This is a genomic window from Streptomyces eurocidicus, from assembly GCF_002891295.1.
Lineage (GTDB): Bacteria > Actinomycetota > Actinomycetes > Streptomycetales > Streptomycetaceae > Streptomyces > Streptomyces eurocidicus.
On record NZ_LGUI01000002.1, the window covers coordinates 49,235 to 67,180 of the forward strand.

Consider the following 17,946-nt stretch of genomic DNA (forward strand, 5'->3'; position numbering starts at 1 on the left):
CGGGCCCGGCCGGAGCGGGACGTCCGCGTCCGCGCTCCGACCGGGCCGGCGACGGCTCACCGGGTCCGGTGTCGCGTCCCCCGCGCGCTCCGGACCCACCCGGCGTCGCGGGTGAGGCGCCCCCGCCCCACCGCCCCGCTCACACCCCCGCCTCGATCACCGCCTCCGTGCGCGGGCTGCCCGCCGGGTCGTTCGCCGGCGGCCGGAGGGCCCTGACCTTCAGGCCGGCCCGCAGCAGCAGATCCCGGAACTCCTCCACGGTCCGCTCCCGCCCGCCGAGGACGACCAGCATCTGGAGATCGGAGAACTTGCCGGGATGGAAGCCGCCGCCCTCCGGGATCACCTGGTCGATGACGACCAGCCGCGAGTCCTTCGTCATGACGGCACGGACGTTGCGCAGGATGCGCAGCGCGTCATCGTCGCCCCAGTCGTGCAGCACCCGCGAGAGCACATACGTGCTCCCGCCGGCCGGCACCCCGTCGAAGAAGCTCCGGCCCACGACCTCCACCCGGTCCGCGACCCCCGCCCCGGCCAGCACGGCGGGCGCCTCTCCGACGACCGTCGGCAGGTCCTGGAGCACACCGCGCAGCCCCGGCCGCTCCCGCAGGACGTGCGCGAGCAGCGTCCCCACGCTCCCGCCCAGGTCCACCACGGTGGTGTCGGAGGAGAAGTCGCAGGAGTCGACGGCCGGTGGGACCGTGCCCCGGCCGACCATCGTGTGGAACACCTTCCGCGCCTCCTCGTCGCGGTCCAGGAAGGCGAAGGCGGGCATGCCGTAGATCCGGTCGAAGGCGGGCTTCCCCGTCCGCACGGTGTACATGACGTCGGCCCAGGAGCGGAAGTTCTCCGCACCGTTGACGATCGTGAACTGCGCCAGGCCCCCGCCGCGGAACGCCTCGCCGGACGGGGTCAGTTCGAAGACCCGCCCGGGGTGCTCGCGGAACAGCCCGAGCGCGGCCACCGCGCGGCAGAAGCGGTAGAGGGCGTCCGCGTCGCTGCCGGTGGCGGCCGCCAGCTCGTCGCTGGTCCGCGGCCCGTCGCCGAGCAGGTCGGCGAGGCCGAGCCGGGCGGTCACGTACAGGCTCTGGAAGGTCCACGGGGCGCTCCGGAAGACCAGCTGGAACAGGTCGTCGCTCGCGGACGCCCCGTTGCCGGGGGACCCGGGGGAACCGGGGGAATCAGGGGAACCAGGGGAAGAGGTCATGAGAATTCACCCACTTCGAGAACGAGTTTTCCGCGGGGCCTGCTCCACCGCCGCATCACCGGCCGTTCGACACCCGCGTACAGCAGCCAGGCCACCCCGACCGCGGCGCCCAGGACCGGCAGCGACAGCCCCGCGGCCTGCCAGCCGGAGAGGTCGTCCGTCGGCCCGATGCCCAGGGCCCGGGCGACCTGGTCGATGAGCAGTTCGTGCACCATGTACAGCGCGAACGACACCTCGCCGAGCCACACCATCGTGGTGCCGCGCAGCGGCGACGGCCGTCCGCCCACGTCCGCCCCGGCCCCCGCGACGATCAGCAGGGCCAGCGGCACCACGGTCACCGCGGCCGTGCCGTACTGCCCGGGCGCGTACAGCGCCCCGAAGTACGAACCGAGGACGAGCGCCCCCGCCGGCGCGAGCGGCACCCGCGGGAACCGGCCCTCCGCGACCAGCCGCGCCAGCACCATGCCGAGCGCGAACTCCAGGCACCGCGTCAGGGGGAAGAAGTAGACGAACCACATCTGCGTCACCGAATACGGCATCCGCGGCGACAGCACCGCGCCGCCCGACAGGAACACCTCGGACACCAGCGGCACGCACCACACCGCGGCGGCCAGCCCGCCGGCGCACCACCACAGCCGCCGCCCCGGCACCCGCCGCAGCGCGATCAGCAGCAGCGGGAACGACAGATAGAAGAACGCCTCGCACCCCAGCGACCAGCTGACCGAGTTGACGCCGGTCAGGACGTCGAAGCGCGGCAGCCACGTGTGCACCAGCAGGAGGTTCGGCAGCAGCTGGTGCCCCGTCACCGTACGGCTCTGCGACAGCGCCAGGACCACCGCGGCCGCCGCCGTCACCAGGTGGTTGGGGTAGATCTTGCAGGCGCGCCTGCGCCAGAACGCCCCGGGTCCTGCACCGGGCCGCGCCGACCACGTCAGCACGAACCCGCTGAGGACGAAGAAGAACGACACCCCCGTCGACCCGGCCTTGCTCCACAGGAACGCCGGCCCCTCGCCCGACCCCCAGCTGCTGGGGATGAACCGGAAGAAGGCGTGCGAGAAGAAGACCGCGGCGGCCGCCAGGAAGCGCATGCCCGTCAGCGAGGGCAGCCCCGGCCGGCGGCCGTCCCGGTCCACCGTGGCCGACGCGGTCATTCCGGATCTCGCGGTGACCACCCGGACCCGCGCAGGAACGCGTCGAAGGTCAGCAGCCCCGGGTGCGCCGCGCGCAGCGCGGGGATGTCCGCGGTGTAGCCGACCTCGTTGAACCACACGAAGGTCTTGGCCATCCACTCGTTCTGCCGCCGGATCTCCTCGATGGGCACCGACTCGAAGCGGGCCGGCAGCCCGGTGTGGCGCGCGAACGCCTCGGCGATCCGCGGGCCGGTGAGCTCGTCACCGGCGATCTCCACGTTCCGGCCGGCGAAGTGCCCGGGGTCGTCGAAGGCGTCGGCCACGAACCAGCCGATGTCCTGCGAAGCGATCATCTGGAGCCGGGTCTCCGGCAGCAGGCCCCGGCTGAGCACCAGCTGCCCGGAGGCGTCGACGACCGGCGGCAGGTCGAGGAAGTTCTCCATGTAGTAGACCGCGCGCAGGAACGTCGTGGGCACCCCCGCCGCCCGCATGGTCCGCTCGACCGTCAGCTTGGTCTCCCGCCAGCCCACGCCGCCGGGGTTCTCCACGCCGCCGACCGAGCTGTGCACGAGGTGCGCCACCCCCGCGTCCCGGACGGCCGAGGCCAGCAGTGCCGCGTGCCGCTCCTCGCCGTCCAGACCGTTGCCGTGCGTCGGCGTGAAGACGGTGAACACCCCGTACGCCCCCGCCACCGCCCCGCGCACGGCGGCCGGGTCGTCCAGCGACCCCTTCACCAGCCGCACGCCCTTGGCCTGGAGCTCCCGGGCCCGCGGATGCTCCGGATCGCGTACGAGCGCGCGGACCGCCCAGCCCCGGTCGAGCAGGTGCCGGGCCGCCGAACCTCCTTGCCGGCCGGTCGCGCCCAGCACCAGCACCCAGCGATCGATGTCCCTGTCCCCGATGGCCATCGCATGCCCTTTCCGAGAGTCGTTGTTCCGGCGCACCACGCTCGGCGCGCGCACTGGAATCCGGCTGGAGGCGCGGTCGACAGGGACACCGCCTGTCCAGCGCGCGTCGAGCGGCCTTCGAGCCCCCGAGGGGAGCGTCGGGCACCGCACCTGCCACGGCGAAGGGAGCAGTCGGCCATGGGCCATGGCCCGGGCACGACACCCCCGGCGGCCACCGCCCGTACGCCGTCCGGTCGGCACGGCACGGCCTGCTTCCGCGGCACGGGCCCGGACCTCGGACGGCGGCTGCGGCTCATCGCCCGCCGCTGTGCGGGACGCGACCGAGGAGGACGAGGGAGCCATGAAGAGGACACACCGGACCGTACGGGGACTGGCCAGGCCGCTGCTGGCCGCCAGCTTCGTCACCGGCGGCTACAGCGTGCTGCGCGACCCCGGCCCGCTGCCCGCGCTCGCGGAGAAGCACGGCGTCCCGCTGCCGGAGGCCGCCACCCGGGCCACGGCGGCCGGCATGCTCGTCGGCGGTCTGGCGCTGGGCGCGGGCTTCCGGCCGCCGCTCAGCGTCTGCCTGCTGGCCGTCTGCCTGGTGCCGACGACCGTGACCGTGCACGACTTCTGGCGGCAGGAGGACCCGGCCCGCCGCGTCACCCAGCGCAACGAGTTCTTCAAGAACCTCAGCCTGCTCGGCGCGCTGGCGATCGCCGCCGCCGACGCGCTCGCGGCCGGCGGGGAGTGAACGCCGTGCGGACCGAGGAAGAGATCACCGGCGCGCCCCTCGCCGCCGGGGCCCGGGACGTCGCCCGGCTCGCGGCACGGCACGCCGCCGCCGCCGACCGGGAGCGCAGGCTGCGCCCCGACGTCGTCCGCGCCGTCGTCGACGCCGGTTTCGCCCGGCACTTCGTCCCCCGGCGGTGGGGCGGGACCGCGGGCACCTTCACCGAGCTCGCCGACGCCGTCACGGCGGTCGGCGAGGGCTGCGCGGCCACCGCCTGGGTGGCCTCGCTCGGCTCGACCGTGGCCCGGATGGCGGCCCACCTGCCCGAGAAGGGGCAGGCGGAACTCTGGGCGGAGGGGCCCGACACCCTGCTGGTGGGGGCGCTGATGCCGGTAGGCCGCGCCGAGGCCGTCCCCGGCGGCTGGCGGCTCTCCGGCACCTGGTCGTTCATCAGCGCCGTGGACCACTCGCAATGGGCACTGGTGTGCGCGACGGCCCCGTCCGGCGGACAGCCCCGGGCCCGCTACTTCGCGGTGGAGCGCACCGCCTACACCATCCGGGACACCTGGTTCTCGGTGGGCATGCGCGGCACCGGCAGCAACACCCTCGTCCTGGACGGCACGTTCGTACCCGAGCACCTGTCCTTCGACCGCGAGCAGGTGATGGAGGGCACCGGCTCACCGTCCCCGGCGGCGTGCCACCGGGTGCCGCTGAAGGCCGTCAACGGCCTGTCCTTCGTCCTCCCCGTCCTGGGCGCCGCGCGCGGCATGCTCACCGCGTGGACCGCCTGGGCCGCCGCCCGGGCCGGAGCCGGAGCGGCGCACGACGCGGGCTTCCGCGACGCCCTCGCCCGCACCGCGGGGGAGCTGGACGCGGCCGAGCTCCTCGTGCGCCGCGCCGCGGCCGTCGCCGACCAGGGCACGCACACCGGCCTGCTGACGGCGCGCGGCGCCCGCGACTGCGCCCTCGCCTCGGAGACGCTGCTGACCTCCGTCAACCGGATGTTCCGCGCGACGGGCACCTCCGGCCAGGCCGCCGGCGGCCCCTTCGAACGCTCCTGGCGGGACGTCAACTCCGCGACCAGCCACCTCGTACTGCGCCTGGACGCCGCCGCGACGGCCTACGCCGAGCAGGTCCTGGCAGACGGATGACCGGGCACGCCACAAGGGCCCGCCGGGATCCCCCGGCGGGCCCTTGTGGCGTGCCCCGCGTCAGCGTGCCGCCGTCCCGGCCCCCACCGCCAGCGACAGCGTGGTCCGGCTGTTGTTCCCCAGCGCCCGGCGCACGTACGCGCGGGCGTCGGCCGGCGTGGCGCCCTCGCCCAGCACCGAGGGCACCGCGGCCGCGTCGATGACCACCGTGTGCCGCGCCGTGGCCCTGGCCCCGCGGCCGGCACCGACGTCCTCGAACGTCCACAGACCGCTGTGGCCGAGCAGCAGCTCCGGCAGCACCCGCTGTTTGTAGGCGATCCATTCGGGCCGGTGGCACACCCGGACCGAGCGCGTCGTGTGCGCCGCGCCGTCCGGGGTGACCGTCTCCATGGCCAGCTCCTGGACACCGGGGGCGACCTCCATCAGCTCGCTGCGCGACACGTGCGGCAGCCGCTCGGCCCACAGGTCGGCGCGCTCGACGAAGGCGTACGCCGCCTCCGCCGGGCACGCCGCCTCGATCGTGTCGCTGAAGGTCAGGACGACGTCCCGCACCGGGTGCCCGGACTCGGCGACGCGCGCCAGGGCGGCCAGCTCCGAGCCGCTGTTGCGGTCGAGGGCCGCCAGCAGCCCGGCCGGGGCCACCGGATCGTCGCCGACGGTGGTGAAGCGGTGCCGCAGCACCACCTCCGTACGGCGGCCGGACAACGGCCGCAACAGCCACCCGCCGCCCATCGAGGCGACCGGCGGCGCCGAGCGCTCCTGGCGGAAGCCCACGTAGAACCGCTCCGGGGCGAGGGTGCGGCGCGAAGTCCACTGCCTGACCTCGCCGTTCACCTCCGCCCACAGCTCGAAGCGCTCCGAGCGGTCGGTACGGGCCAGATGCCGGACGTGGACGCACGGGCCGAAGACCGCCGGCCAGGACGCCGCGTCCGCGATCAGCGCGTAGAGCCGAGCCGGGGGCGCGGCCACGATGAGCGAGTGCTCGGTGCGGTGCACCCGGGGCGGGCCGGAGCCGGTCACGCGACCCTCACCCCCTCGGCCGGCCGTCCGGCGCGCACGGAGCCGTTGACGAGGTCGAGCAGCGCACGCGGCGTCTCCAGCTCGGTCAGGACGTCGTCGGCGATGTCCACCCCGAACTCCTGCTTGATCCGGGCCGCGCTCTCCATCAGGGCGAGCGAGTCGTAACCCAGGTCCGTGAAGGGGACGTCGAGGATGTCGCCGGCCGGAGCGGCCGCCTCGTCCTCGCCCGCACAGGCCACGAGTATCCGGCGCAGGGTGTTCATGTCCATCGGTTCGGTCATGATGTGCTGCCTCCTGGTGAAAAACAGTGGTTCGGCGAGCCGTCAGGAATCCGGAGCGGTCACGACGACGGCCGAGTTGAAGCCCCGGCGGCCGCGAGCGAGCACCAGGGCGGAACGGACGGGCAGGCCGCGCGGCTCGTCGCGCACGAGGTCGAGGCCGTAGTCCTCGGGCACCCGTGCGGTGTGCGCGGTGTGCGGGACGACGCCGTCCCGCAGGCTGAGCAGGGCGCAGAGCAGGTCCACGGGGCCACCGCCCCCGTACAGCCGCCCGGTCAGCGCCTTGGGCGCCGTGACGGGCACGCCGTACGGGCCGAAGACGGCCCGCAGCGCCTCGGCCTCGGCGCGGTCGAGCTCGGGGACACCCGCGGCGTCGGCGAACACGACGCCGATGTCATGAGCTGTGCGGCCCGCGTCGGCCAGGGCCAGTTCGACGGCCCGGCGCAGAGCGGAAGGCCGGCCGCTCCCCGGCGGCGGGTCGAAGGTCGCGGCATGACCGGCGATCCGGCCGTACCGCCGCGGCGCGCCGCGCTCCCGGGCCGAGTCCGCGTCCTCGACCACGAGGATCGCACCTCCCTCACCGGGCACATGGCCACCGGCGTCCCGGTCGAACGGCAGGAAAGCACGCTCAGGTTCGCGTGCCGTGCTCACCCGGCCGCCCGCCAGCTGGGCGGCCCAGCCCCACGGGTCCAGCGCCGAGTCCACTCCGCCGGCGACGACGAGCCGGGTGCCCCGGCGTACGGTGCGCCGGGCGTGCCCGACCGCGTCCAGGCCGCCGGCCTGCTCCGCGACCAGCGCGGCGCTCGGCCCCCGCAGCCCGTGCCGGATGGAGATCTGGCCCGTGTCGACGGCGTAGAACCAGGCGAACGACTCGTAGACGCTGACGTACTCCGGCCCCTGGCTCCACAGCTTGCGGAACTCCCGGTGCGTGAAGTCGAAGCCGCCCTGCGCGCTGGAGACGACCACCCCCATGTCGTAGTCGGCCGGTGCGCCCGGACCGGCCGTGGTGCCCGGCTCGACACCGGCGTCCTCCAGCGCCCACCGCGCCATGGCCAGCGCGTAGCGGGTGGACACATCGGTCTGCGGCAGCAGCCTGCCGGGCAGGTGGTCCGCGGCCTCGAAGCCCCGGATCTGCCCGGCCAGCCGGGAGGGATAGCCGGAGACGTCGAAGCGGTCCACCTCGCCTATGCCGTGCCGGCCCGCGAGGACGGACTTCCAGTGCTCCTCCGTACCGAGGCCGATGGGCGAGGCCACCGACATTCCCGTGATCACCGCATCGCTCATCGGGCGGCACCCCCCAGCCCCTGAAGGACCATCGCGCTCTGGAAGCCACCGAACCCGCTGCCCACCGACAGCACCGTGTCCACCCGCTGTTCCCGGGCGGTCAACGGCACGTAGTCCAGGTCGCACTCCGGGTCGGGCGTGCGCAGGTTCGCCGTGGGCGGCACCACGTCGTGCTTGATCGCCAGGGCGCAGGCCGCGATCTCGATGGACCCGATGGCGCCGAGCGAGTGCCCGATCATCGACTTGATCGAGCTGACCGGCACCCGGCGGGCGTGGTCACCGAGGCTGCGCTTGAACGCGGCCGTCTCATGGCGGTCGTTCTGCTTGGTGCCGGAGCCGTGCGCGTTGACGTAGTCCACGGCCGTACGGTCCAGCCGGGCCTCGTCGAGCGCCGCCCGGATCGCCTCCGCCATCTCGCGGCCGTCCTTCTTCAGCCCGGTCATGTGGTACGCGTTGCAGCGGGTGGCGTAGCCGCTGACCTCGGCGTAGACGGGCGCCCCGCGCGCCCGCGCCGCCTCGTACTCCTCCAGCACGAACATCGCCGCGCCCTCGGCGATGACGAAGCCGTTGCGCGTGGCGTCGAAGGGCCGGGACGCCAGGGCCGGTTCGTCGTCCCGAGGGGTGGTCGCCTTGATGGCGTCGAAGCAGGCCACCACGATCGGCGTGATCGGCGTGTCGGTGGCCCCGGCGACGGCGGCGTCCACGGTGCCCTCACGGATCAGCTGGACCGCGTACCCGACGGCGTCGAGCCCGGAGGTGCAGCCGTCGGACACCATCGTGACCGGGCCCTCCGCACCCACCGCCCAGGCGACCTCGGCGGGCATCGCCCCCGGGCTGAGGTAGTCGAACATGTAGGGGGAGAGGTGATCGGGATCGACCAGCCAGTCCTTCCCGCCGTCCGACATCACCAGGTACTCGTCCTCCAGGCTGGTCGCCGAGGCGACCGCCGTGCCCAAGGCCACGGCGATCCGGTGCGGCGGCACAGCCCCCGGCGACAGCCCGCTGTCGGCGAGGGCGTCGCGGGTGCACGCGACGGCGAACTGGGTGGCCCGGTCCATTCTCCGGATCTCCCGGGGGCCGAACCCCTCGGCCCGCGCGTCGAAGTCGACCTCGCCGGCGACCCGCGAACGAAAGGGCGAGGGGTCGAAGAAGGAGATCCTGCGGGTCGCCGTCCGGCCGTTGACCAGCAGCTCCCAGAACTCCTTGGTGCCACTGCCCCCTGGGGCGCGCACCCCGATACCGGTGATCACTACGCGCCGTTCCCCCACGGTCGCTCCCTCCGCCTGCGCCCGCCACGGGCGTCCCGGAGCCCCGGCCGGACGTGCTGCCGGGGCTGCGAGCAGACTCGGGGTGCGGCCTCGACCTCCTCTGGAGGGGCGCTCGGGAACGGCTCGGCGTGGCCGGAGGGCGGTTCGGGCGGGGCGGATCGGACGTGGCGGCCGCCACCGCCGCCGGTGGGACGGCACGCCCCACGTAGCCTCGTCCCCGTGTCAGCCTTCCCCTCGCATCGCGTCGCCGTCCTCGTGCTGGAGGGCGCGAAGCCGCTCGACGTCGGAATTCCCGCGCAGGTCTTCACGGCCCGCGCGAGCATGCCGTACGAGGTGCGGGTGTGCGGGGCGGCACCCGGCCTCGTGACCGGCGGTGACGGTCTGTCGTACCACGTCGCCCACGGCCTGGAGGCGCTCGCGTGGGCGGACATCGTCTTCGTGCCCGGCTACCGGCACCCGGACCGCGACGACCCGCCGCGGGCCGTCGTCGACGCGCTGGGCACCGCCCACGACCGGGGCGCGCGGCTCGCCGCCATCTCGACGGGCGCCTTCGCGCTCGCCGCCACGGGCCTGCTCGACGGCAGGCGTGCCACGACGCACTGGCACTACACGCGGGCACTGGCGGCCAGGCACCCGCGCATCCGGGTCGACGAGAACGTCCTGTTCGTCGACGAGGGCAGCGTGCTCACGTCGGCCGGTGCCGCCTCCGGCATCGACCTGTGCCTGCACATCCTGCGCGGCGACCTCGGAGTGGCCGCGTCCAACCACGCGGCCCGCCGCCTGGTCGCGGCCCCCTACCGCAGCGGCGGCCAGGCCCAGTACGTGCCGCGCAGCGTGCCCGAGCCGCACGGCGAGCGCTTCGGCACCACCCGCGAGTGGGCGCTGCACCGGCTCGCCGAGCCCCTCACCCTCGACATACTGGCGCGACAGGCCGGGGTCTCGCCGCGCACGTTCTCCCGGCGCTTCGTCGAGGAGACCGGCTGCACACCGATGCAGTGGGTGATGCGCGCCCGCATCGACCAGGCCCGCGAGCTGCTGGAACGCTCGCAGCGCAGCGTCGAGCAGATCGCCGCCGACGTCGGGCTCGGCACCGGAGCGAACCTGCGCCTGCACTTCCAGCGCGTCCTCGGCGCCACGCCGAGCGAGTACCGGCGCACCTTCACCCGGGGCGAATAGGGGGTGAACAGCCCCGCCGCCCGGCACCCGGTGGCGAGATCCTTTTGAACCGTGGCGATCCCGCCACTGTCGGCGGCGCCGGCCGCGGGCGAGTCTGGTGGCGAAGGGAAGGGATGTCACCCATGACTCGCATCGCCATCAACGGATTCGGCCGCATCGGACGCAATGTGCTGCGCGCACTGCTGGAGCGCGAGAGCGCCCTGGAGATCGTCGCGATCAACGACCTCACCGAGCCCGCCGCTCTCGCCCGGCTGCTCGCCTACGACAGCACGGCCGGCCGGCTCGGGCGCCCGGTGACCGTCGACGGGGACGCCCTCGTCGTCGACGGCCGCCGGATCACCGTGCTGGCCGAGCGCGAACCGGCGCGGCTGCCGTGGGCCGCGCTCGGCGTCGACGTCGTCCTGGAGGCCACCGGCCGCTTCACCTCGGCCGAGGCCGCCCGCGCCCACCTCGACGCGGGTGCGAAGAAGGTTCTGGTCAGCGCGCCGTCGGACGGCGCCGACGTCACGCTCGCGTTCGGGGTCAACACCGACACGTACGACCCGGCCGCGCACACGATCGTCTCGAACGCCTCCTGCACGACCAACGCGCTCGCGCCGCTGGCCAAGGTGCTCGACGAACTCGCGGGCATCGAGCACGGGTTCATGACGACGGTGCACGCCTACACGCAGGAGCAGAACCTCCAGGACGGTCCGCACCGCGACCCGCGCCGTGCCCGGGCCGCCGGGGTCAACATCGTGCCGACCACGACCGGCGCGGCCAAGGCGATCGGCCTGGTGCTGCCGAAGCTCGACGGCAAGCTGTCCGGCGACTCGATCCGTGTGCCGGTGCCGGTGGGCTCGATCGTCGAGCTCAACACGACCGTCGCCCGCGACGTGACGCGCGAGGACGTGCTGGCGGCCTACCGCGCCGCGGCGGAAGGCCCGCTCGCGGGCGTCCTCGAATACTCCGAGGACGCGCTCGTGTCGTCCGACATCGTCGGCAACCCGGCCTCGTCGATCTTCGACTCGGCCCTCACCCGCGTCGACGGCCGCCACATCAAGGTGGTCGCCTGGTACGACAACGAGTGGGGCTTCTCGAACCGCGTGATCGACACGCTCGAACTCCTCGCCACCGGCTGACCGCCCGCGGCGTGGTCAGGGCGCTCTTCGAGGGCCGCGGTGCCGGACCTCGCCTGGCCCGGGCGGATCAGCCCGGGGCGGCGCGAGGTGATGCGCTCCGGCCGGGCAGGCGGGGCAGGCGGGGCAGGCAGGGCAGGCGGGGCGGGCGGGGCAGGTCCGGGAGGGCTGCCCGCCGTAGCCCCGTACTCCATCTGTAGTACCTGACAATCCGTACCTGGGTACGACGACGGCGCCCGTTCCGCGAGGGATCGTGGAGGCATGAAGGGCTTCGGGACGGACGACCGGCGAGGGGCGACGTGAGTTCGCTGGTGGTGTCGGTGGCGCTGTGCCTGGTGTCCGCCGTCTGTTACGCGGCGGCGGCCATCGTGCAGGAGCGCGTCGCGGCCTCGAACGAGGATGGGACCTACGGGCCGCTGCGGCGGCCGAGCTGGTGGGGCGCCGTCGCGCTGACCGGCGTGGGCGCCGGGCTGCACGTGGTGGCGCTGGCCTTCGGGCCGCTCAGTCTGGTGCAGCCGCTCGGCGCCCTGACGATCGTCTTCGCGCTGCCGATGGCCGCCCTGCTGGTGCGCAGACCCGTCGGAGCCGTCGGCTGGCGGGGCGCGCTCCTCGCCACCGGAGGGCTCGCGGGGCTGCTGGCGCTGACCGGGCCCGCGCGGGCGGAGTCCCTCGCCGCCGGACAGCGGCCCGGGCTCGCCATGGGCGCGGTCGCCGTCGTGGCGGTCGTCTCGCTCGCCGCGCGGTGGGTGCGCCGCCCCGTCGTCCGGGGCGTCGTGCTGGCCTCCGCCGCCGGTATCGCCTTCGGGATGGCGTCCGTCTTCACCAAGGCCGCCGCCGAGGACTGGACCTCGCACCGGACCGGCGCCCTGGTGCCCACCCTGGTCACGATCGCGCTGCTCGCCTCCGCCGGAATGCTGCTGTCCCAGGCTTCCTACCGCGGCGCCGGCCTCTCCTCGCCGCTCGCGACGGTGACCGTCGTCAACCCCGCCGTGGCCGCGGCCGTGGGGATAGCGGTGCTGGGCGAGGGTTTCCGGTACGGGCTCCCCGGCGGGCTGCTGGCGCTCGCCGCCGGAGCCGTCGCCGCGAGCGGAGTGATCACGCTGACGGTCCACGACAGCGTCCGGCGCGAGGGCCGGGAGCGGGCGACGCCGGGCCGCGTCGGCCCGGTGGGGGCGGGCGAACACCCGTGGGGCCCTAGGACCCCGCCCCGGGGACCCGGCGCCTCGTCCCCGGGGCCGGGCACCACGCCCTACGGACCCTGCCGGCCGCCCCGTACGCCGGCCGCCCGCCCTCTCGTCAGCGCGCGCTGCGCCCGGAAGTAGGGGTGACGCCGCGCCGGGTCCGTCCGGTGCCGGCGCGATCCGGAGTCCGGCCCACGGATTGGGGCCGTCCCACCCGTGGTGTCCTGCCGTCCGCCGGGCCACCATGGGTGACCGGTCGGCCGACACTTACGGAGGAGCTTCCGTGGACTTCGACGTCGTCGTGGAGATTCCGCAGGGCAGCCGCAACAAATACGAGATGGACCACGAGCGGGGGCGGATCCGGCTGGACCGGCTGCTGTTCACCTCCACCCGCTACCCCGCCGACTACGGCTACGTCGAGGCGACCCTCGGGGCCGACGGGGATCCGCTGGACGCGCTCGTGCTCGCGGGCGAGCCGACCTTCCCCGGCGTCGTGATCCGGTGCCGCGCCATCGGGATGTACCGGATGCGCGACGAACAGGGCGCGGACGACAAGGTGCTGTGCGTGCCCGCCGGCGACCCCCGCCACGAACACCTGCGGGACCTGCGGCACGTACCCGAGTACGACAGGCTGGAGATCCAGCACTTCTTCGAGGTCTACAAGGCGGTGGAACCCGGCAAGTCGGTGCACGACGGCGCCTGCTGGGCCGGCCGGGCCGCGGCCGAGGCCGAGATCCTCGCCTCCCGCGAGCGTGCCGGGGCGCGTTCGGGGAAGCCGCACCTCCGCTGACGCCGTCCGGGTCGTGCCTCCGTCCGGGGCGTATGCCCGGATCGCTCGGGACCGCTTCGGGCCATGGCCCCGCCCGGGGCCCGCCGATCCGCCCCGGCCCGCTGATCCGCCCAGGGGCCGCCGATCCGCTCAGGCCCCCCGCAGCAGGGCCGTGAGGTCGCCGTCCAGGTCGAACTGGCCGGTCTCGCTGCCGGCCGGCACCAGGGCGTAGGAACGGGTGAGGAACCGGCGCAGCTCGGCCGTGTCGATCTGCACCATGGCCACTCCCTCCGCCGCGTGGAACTCCAGCACCGTCCGCTCGGGGCCGCAGGGCCACACATGGACGTCGCCGTGGCCCGTCGGCGAGATCAGTCCGCAGGCGAGCAGCTCCCGGGCGAAGGCCCATTCGACGTCGGCGCCGTCCAGGGAGGCCACGGGCGGAAAGGCGATGTGCACGGCGAAGGGGTCGGACCGCTGATAACGGAGCTGGGCGGGAACCGCGCGGTCCTGCGGGGCCGACGCGATCAGCCGTGCCTGGACAGCTTGGTCGATGACAGTGGACAACGCGTGCTCCCTTGCGATCGGTAATGGGGTGGTGCGGTCCTTGCCTCTCTGCTTCGTCTGGAGAGACGGTGGATCAGTGGCCGCAGTGCACATGATTCGAGCGTGACCTGCGTCACCACCCTTCGAAGATCAAGACATATGTTCTTTACGCCTACGAACCTGAAGTAACGCCAGGAACGTCAGGAACAGCGGCATTGCCAGGTAATCCTTTCCACGGGAGTCGCCGGCAGTCGCGGGGGTGGCCTCGGTCGGGTGACCGATGAGGGCAGGGATCTTGGACGGACCTTCACCGTCGTACCGGCAGCACCGCCAGCACCTCCCACCCCCCGCCCGGCACCGGGCCGGCCGTCAGGGAGCCGCCGATCGCGTCCGCGCGTTCGGTCAGGCCGACCAGGCCCAGCCCACCGCTGTCCTCGGGCGTGCGGTGCGCGGGGGAGGCGCTCCGACGGCCGTCGTTGCGTACGGACACGAACAGGCGCTCGTCCGTGCCCCGGAGCGTCACCCGCACGTCCGAGGTGTCCGGGCTGTGCTTGGCCACGTTGGACAGGGCCTCGGAGACGATGCGGTGCACCGAGGCCGCCAGCTCGGGGGCCGGGCCCGCGTCGTCCAGCCCCGGGTCGACGCGCAGCGTCACGTCCGGCGTCCCCGGGCTCGTCCGCCGGAAGTCCTCGACCAGGTCCGTGATCCGGTCGAGGTCGGGCAGCGGCCTGCGGTGGGGCTGGTCCTGGTTGAGGACGCGCAGCAGCCGCCGCGCCGACGTCATCGCCTCGTCCCCCGCCTCCTGGATCTCCCGCAGTGACGCGGCGACCCGCTCGTCCGCGGTCAGCGACCCCGTGGCCTTGGCCATCAAGGTCATCGCCGCGACGTGGTGGGACACGAAGTCGTGCAGCTCGCCGGCCAGCTCCAGCCGCTCGGCCTCCCGCGCGGCGGCCACGGCCCGCTCGCGCTCCGCGTCGCGGTAGCGCAGACACAGCCCCAGCGCGGCCACCCCGGCCACGACCAGGGCGTACGCGACGACCGTGGTGTTCGGCACGTCCGCGTCCCGGACCGGCGCGGTGAGGACGCCCGCCGCCAGCGCGATCCCCAGCGGCACGGCGGCCCGCACCGGCACCCGCCACGCCACCACCGCCAGCAGGATCAGCAGCGCGGCGCTCTCCGTCAGCCCCCATACGGGCAGGTGCTCCCCGGCCGTCAGCAGATAGCCGGTCACCGACCACGACACGCCGACGGCGGCGACGGCCCGGACGCCGAGCTGGGCCCACGGCAGTACGCACGCCGCGACGAGGAGTCCGGCGACCCACACCACGAGGTGCGCGTGCCCGCCGCCGCCCGTCTGCCCCGAGTACGAGACGCCACGGCTGAGCAGCCGCCCCTCGGTCACCCAGAGGCCGCACAGTCCGGCCGTGAGCCAGGTGTGGCGGGGGCGGACCCGGGGTGGGGGAGTGACGTTGGCGGGGAGTGAGGGCGTCGGCGTCATGTCCTCACGCTAGGAGGGGGCGGGGGGTGGGGGATCGCCCGTGCGGTCACGGTGTACTGGCCGAAAGGATGAATATTTGACGGCTTTGGGGGGTGGGTCGGCCGGGTGGGTGGGGGCGGGTCGGCCGCTGCGCGGGGTTTTTCCCCAGCCCCGCCCCTTCCCGAACCGGGGCTCCGCCCCGGACCCCGGTCCTCAATCGCCGGACGGGCTGAATCGTTGCCCGGAACCGGGTGGGGAAGCCACCCCAGGGCTAGGGAAAGCCAGCTGCGGACCGGGCGAAAATCCAGCCCGGCCGGCGATTGAGGCCACCGCGCGTCAGCGCGGAAAGGGGCCCGGGGCGTCAGCCCCGGTTTCGGGAAGGGGCGGGCCCGGGGCAAGAACAACCCCCGCCCCCATGGACGCACCCCCACCCCACCCACTACCTTCCCGCCCCATGGGACGGATGAGAAACCTGATACGCACCGCCGCCACCCTCACCGCACTCACCGCGACAGCCACCCTCCCCGGACCCGGACCCGCCCAGGCCGCCACCGCCCCGGATCCCGCCGCCGACCCCGCTTGGCACCTCACGGACACCCGCACCGACGCCCGCTTCCGCGGTCTCGCCGCCGTCAGCCGTTCCACCGCGTGGGCCGCGGGCACCAAAGGCACCATCCTGCTCACCAGGAACGGTGGCCGGAGCTGGCGGAACGTCTCACCGCCCGGCGTCGGCGCGCTGGAGTTCCGGGACGTGGAGGCGTTCGACGCGCGGCGGGCCGTCGTCCTGGCGATCGGGGAGGGCGAGGCGTCCCGCGTCTTCCGCACGGACGACGGCGGCACCACCTGGACCGAGAGCTTCCGGAACACCGATCCGCGGGCCTTCTACGACTGCATGACCTTCTTCGACGCCCGTCACGGCATCGCGCTCGGCGACCCGGTCGACGGCCGGTACCGCGTCCTCGCCACCGCCGACGGCGGCCGCGACTGGCGGGTGCTGCCGCCGGACGGGATGCCTCCGGCGCAGCCGGGCGAGGCGGCGTTCGCCGCCAGCGGCCAGTGCCTGGTGAGTCACGGCGCCCGGGACGCCTGGATCGCCACCGGGGGCGCGGCCACCGCGCGGATCCTGCATTCCACGGACCGGGGCCGCACCTGGAGCGCCACGGACGCGCCCGTACCGGCCGGCGACCCCGCCCGAGGCGTCTTCGGGCTCGCCTTCCGCGACCGTACGCACGGGCTGGCCGTCGGCGGCGACTACCGCCCCGGGCAGCCCTCGGAGCGCGCCGCGGCCGTCTCCGGCGACGGCGGCGCCAGCTGGGCCGCGGCGGGGCGGCCGCCCGCCGCCTACCGTTCCGGCGTCGCCTGGCTGCCGCACCGCCACGGCACGGCGCTCGCGGTCGGACCGACGGGAAGCGACGTCACCACGGACGGCGGCCGCACCTGGCGCGGGTTCGACACCGGCTCGTACGACACCGTCGACTGCGCCCCGGCCGGCGGCTGCTGGGCCGCCGGAGAGAAGGGGCGGATCGCGCGGCTCGGCGGGTCAGGACGGTAGCTGCTGCCGGTAGTGCTCCAGCGCCGGCACGGTCTTCGTCGCGACGAACTCCGTGATCGTGTACTCGCACACCCCGGCGACGCTGAACGGGTCGCTCCGGGTGATCTCCTCGATCTTCCCGCGGTCGTCGCCGACCGCGAGGATGATCCCGCCGTCCCGGGGCACCTTGCGGCCGGAGGCGATGAACACACCGGACGCGTAGTGGGCGTCCAGCCAGGCGACGTGCTCGGCGAGGGCGGCGTCGACGCGCTCGATCGGCGCGATGTAGGTCAGCTCCAGTACGAACATGATCGACAGGCTACGCCCGTCCCGTAGCGTAGGCCCCACTATGACGTACGCGACGACCGAGACACCCGGCGGACCGCCGCCCGGCTGGCCCACCACGGAAGCGGCGGCGACCGCCGTCCAGGACGAGCTGCGGGGCCGGGTGGTGCTCGACGAGCCCGGGCCGGTGCCGGGCGAGCCGCTGACCGTCGTGGGCGTGGACGTGGCGTACGACGACGAGCGCGACGTCGTCGCGGCGGCGGCCGTCGCGCTCGACGCGGAGACCCTGGACGTGGTCGCGGAGGCCACGGCGGTCGGCCGCGTGGCCTTCCCCTACGTGCCCGGCCTGCTCGCCTTCCGCGAGATCCCCACGGTGATCGCCGCACTCGACCGGCTGCCGGTCCGGCCGGGCCTGGTCGTCTGCGACGGGTACGGGCTCGCGCACCCGCGCCGGTTCGGCCTGGCGAGCCATCTGGGGGTGCTCACCGGGCTGCCGACGATGGGCGTCGCGAAGAATCCCTTCACCTTCCGCCACGAGCCTCCCGGCCCGCGCCGGGGGGACGCGTCCCCGCTGCTGGACGGCGAGGAGGAGGTGGGGCGGGCGCTCCGCACGCGGGAGGGCGTGAAACCCGTCTACGTGTCGGTGGGTCACCGGGTGAGCCTGGACCACGCGTGCGGGTTCACCCTGCGGCTGGCCCGCGAGTTCCGGCTGCCGGAGACGACGCGGGCGGCGGACGCGCTGTGCCGGGCGGCACTCCGGGAGGCGTGAGCCACGGCGCGCGGGACGGCGTCCTGGCCGTCGCCCGTCCTTGCCGCGATGCGCGCGGCGCGGCACGCCGCCGCCGGGCGGGTTCCGGGCGAATCCCGGAACCCCGGCCCGCCGCCGAAAGACGGCCTCTTTACATTGCGCC

18 protein-coding genes are annotated in these 17,946 nt (G+C 74.5%); 8 read left to right on the forward strand and 10 right to left on the reverse strand.

The annotated features are described in order from the left end of the window. Positions 1-139: 139 nt before the first annotated feature. The 3 genes from AF335_RS05220 to AF335_RS05230 are packed head-to-tail and all read right to left on the reverse strand — an operon-like array spanning position 140 to position 3,242. Positions 140-1,204: a methyltransferase gene (locus tag AF335_RS05220; RefSeq protein ID WP_102917108.1), complete on the reverse strand. Its 1,065-nt coding sequence runs from the start codon at positions 1,202-1,204 to the stop codon at positions 140-142. Continuing rightward, positions 1,201-2,355, reverse strand: a complete 1,155-nt coding sequence (locus AF335_RS05225; RefSeq protein ID WP_228773470.1) for an acyltransferase family protein — start codon at positions 2,353-2,355, stop codon at positions 1,201-1,203. Before AF335_RS05225 ends, AF335_RS05220 begins: the two co-directional genes overlap by 4 nt. Further along, the gene (locus tag AF335_RS05230; RefSeq protein ID WP_102917109.1) at positions 2,352-3,242 is read right to left on the reverse strand and encodes an NmrA/HSCARG family protein; all 891 of its coding nucleotides are present in this window, start codon (positions 3,240-3,242) and stop codon (positions 2,352-2,354) included. Before AF335_RS05230 ends, AF335_RS05225 begins: the two co-directional genes overlap by 4 nt. A gap of 340 nt (positions 3,243-3,582) precedes the next feature. Here AF335_RS05230 and AF335_RS34435 point away from each other — a divergent pair, with 340 nt between their 5' ends. Together AF335_RS34435 and AF335_RS05240 are read left to right on the forward strand one after the other, a co-directional pair. Continuing rightward, positions 3,583-3,975, forward strand: a complete 393-nt coding sequence (locus tag AF335_RS34435) for a DoxX family protein (protein ID WP_170127601.1) — start codon at positions 3,583-3,585, stop codon at positions 3,973-3,975. A 5-nt stretch (positions 3,976-3,980) separates the two neighbouring features. After that, a complete protein-coding gene (locus AF335_RS05240; protein ID WP_170127602.1) occupies positions 3,981-5,105 on the forward strand; it encodes an acyl-CoA dehydrogenase family protein in 1,125 nt (374 codons plus the stop codon). Between the two features lie 60 nt (positions 5,106-5,165). Here AF335_RS05240 and AF335_RS05245 read toward each other — a convergent pair whose 3' ends face one another. The 4 genes from AF335_RS05245 to AF335_RS05260 are packed head-to-tail and all read right to left on the reverse strand — an operon-like array spanning position 5,166 to position 8,955. Further along, positions 5,166-6,125 carry an aromatase/cyclase gene (locus AF335_RS05245; RefSeq protein WP_244926925.1) on the reverse strand — a complete coding sequence of 320 codons (960 nt, stop codon included), beginning with the start codon at positions 6,123-6,125 and terminating at the stop codon, positions 5,166-5,168. Further along, a complete protein-coding gene (locus AF335_RS05250; RefSeq protein ID WP_228773471.1) occupies positions 6,122-6,406 on the reverse strand; it encodes an acyl carrier protein in 285 nt (94 codons plus the stop codon). Before AF335_RS05250 ends, AF335_RS05245 begins: the two co-directional genes overlap by 4 nt. A gap of 42 nt (positions 6,407-6,448) precedes the next feature. Beyond that, positions 6,449-7,687: a ketosynthase chain-length factor gene (locus AF335_RS05255; RefSeq protein WP_102917111.1), complete on the reverse strand. Its 1,239-nt coding sequence runs from the start codon at positions 7,685-7,687 to the stop codon at positions 6,449-6,451. Next, positions 7,684-8,955, reverse strand: coding sequence for a beta-ketoacyl-[acyl-carrier-protein] synthase family protein (locus tag AF335_RS05260; RefSeq protein WP_170127603.1), 1,272 nt, complete (start codon positions 8,953-8,955; stop codon positions 7,684-7,686). The genes AF335_RS05255 and AF335_RS05260 overlap by 4 nt, the downstream gene beginning before the upstream one ends. A 219-nt stretch (positions 8,956-9,174) precedes the next feature. Between AF335_RS05260 and AF335_RS05265 the strand changes: the two genes are divergently transcribed. From AF335_RS05265 to AF335_RS05280, 4 genes are all read left to right on the forward strand, one after another. Next, entirely contained in the window at positions 9,175-10,131 is a 957-nt protein-coding gene (locus AF335_RS05265; protein WP_102917112.1) for a GlxA family transcriptional regulator, read from the forward strand. Between the two features lie 122 nt (positions 10,132-10,253). Next, positions 10,254-11,252: a type I glyceraldehyde-3-phosphate dehydrogenase gene (gap, locus tag AF335_RS05270; protein ID WP_102917113.1), complete on the forward strand. Its 999-nt coding sequence runs from the start codon at positions 10,254-10,256 to the stop codon at positions 11,250-11,252. A gap of 296 nt (positions 11,253-11,548) precedes the next feature. Further along, entirely contained in the window at positions 11,549-12,571 is a 1,023-nt protein-coding gene (locus AF335_RS05275; protein WP_102917114.1) for a DMT family transporter, read from the forward strand. Between the two features lie 142 nt (positions 12,572-12,713). Beyond that, entirely contained in the window at positions 12,714-13,220 is a 507-nt protein-coding gene (locus tag AF335_RS05280; protein ID WP_102917115.1) for an inorganic diphosphatase, read from the forward strand. 129 nt (positions 13,221-13,349) lie between these two features. Here AF335_RS05280 and ssgD read toward each other — a convergent pair whose 3' ends face one another. Next, a complete protein-coding gene (ssgD, locus tag AF335_RS05285; RefSeq protein WP_102917116.1) occupies positions 13,350-13,763 on the reverse strand; it encodes a spore wall synthesis regulator SsgD in 414 nt (137 codons plus the stop codon). Between the two features lie 286 nt (positions 13,764-14,049). Further along, complete coding sequence (locus AF335_RS05290; protein WP_102917117.1) at positions 14,050-15,240, reverse strand: sensor histidine kinase; 1,191 nt, start codon at positions 15,238-15,240, stop codon at positions 14,050-14,052. 433 nt (positions 15,241-15,673) lie between these two features. On the opposite strand from AF335_RS05290, the gene AF335_RS05295 reads away from it, so the two are divergent. Continuing rightward, a complete protein-coding gene (locus tag AF335_RS05295; RefSeq protein WP_102917118.1) occupies positions 15,674-16,771 on the forward strand; it encodes a WD40/YVTN/BNR-like repeat-containing protein in 1,098 nt (365 codons plus the stop codon). Here AF335_RS05295 and AF335_RS05300 read toward each other — a convergent pair. After that, the gene (locus AF335_RS05300; protein WP_102917119.1) at positions 16,760-17,059 is read right to left on the reverse strand and encodes a YciI family protein; all 300 of its coding nucleotides are present in this window, start codon (positions 17,057-17,059) and stop codon (positions 16,760-16,762) included. The two genes, AF335_RS05295 and AF335_RS05300, sit on opposite strands and share 12 nt — an antisense overlap. A 40-nt stretch (positions 17,060-17,099) precedes the next feature. Between AF335_RS05300 and AF335_RS05305 the strand changes: the two genes are divergently transcribed. Next, positions 17,100-17,804 carry an endonuclease V gene (locus AF335_RS05305; RefSeq protein WP_102917120.1) on the forward strand — a complete coding sequence of 235 codons (705 nt, stop codon included), beginning with the start codon at positions 17,100-17,102 and terminating at the stop codon, positions 17,802-17,804. Positions 17,805-17,946: the final 142 nt, after the last annotated feature.

Coding starts and splice junctions, on each gene's coding strand:
- AF335_RS05250 (WP_228773471.1), bottom strand. CDS start 6,406: ATGACCGAACCGATGGACATGAACACCCTGCGCCGGATACTCGTGGCC.
- AF335_RS05295 (WP_102917118.1), top strand. CDS start 15,674: ATGGGACGGATGAGAAACCTGATACGCACCGCCGCCACCCTCACCGCA.
- gap (WP_102917113.1), top strand. CDS start 10,254: ATGACTCGCATCGCCATCAACGGATTCGGCCGCATCGGACGCAATGTG.
- AF335_RS34435 (WP_170127601.1), top strand. CDS start 3,583: ATGAAGAGGACACACCGGACCGTACGGGGACTGGCCAGGCCGCTGCTG.
- AF335_RS05225 (WP_228773470.1), bottom strand. CDS start 2,355: ATGACCGCGTCGGCCACGGTGGACCGGGACGGCCGCCGGCCGGGGCTG.
- AF335_RS05290 (WP_102917117.1), bottom strand. CDS start 15,240: ATGACGCCGACGCCCTCACTCCCCGCCAACGTCACTCCCCCACCCCGG.
- AF335_RS05220 (WP_102917108.1), bottom strand. CDS start 1,204: ATGACCTCTTCCCCTGGTTCCCCTGATTCCCCCGGTTCCCCCGGGTCC.
- AF335_RS05255 (WP_102917111.1), bottom strand. CDS start 7,687: ATGAGCGATGCGGTGATCACGGGAATGTCGGTGGCCTCGCCCATCGGC.
- AF335_RS05300 (WP_102917119.1), bottom strand. CDS start 17,059: ATGTTCGTACTGGAGCTGACCTACATCGCGCCGATCGAGCGCGTCGAC.
- AF335_RS05305 (WP_102917120.1), top strand. CDS start 17,100: ATGACGTACGCGACGACCGAGACACCCGGCGGACCGCCGCCCGGCTGG.
- AF335_RS05230 (WP_102917109.1), bottom strand. CDS start 3,242: ATGGCCATCGGGGACAGGGACATCGATCGCTGGGTGCTGGTGCTGGGC.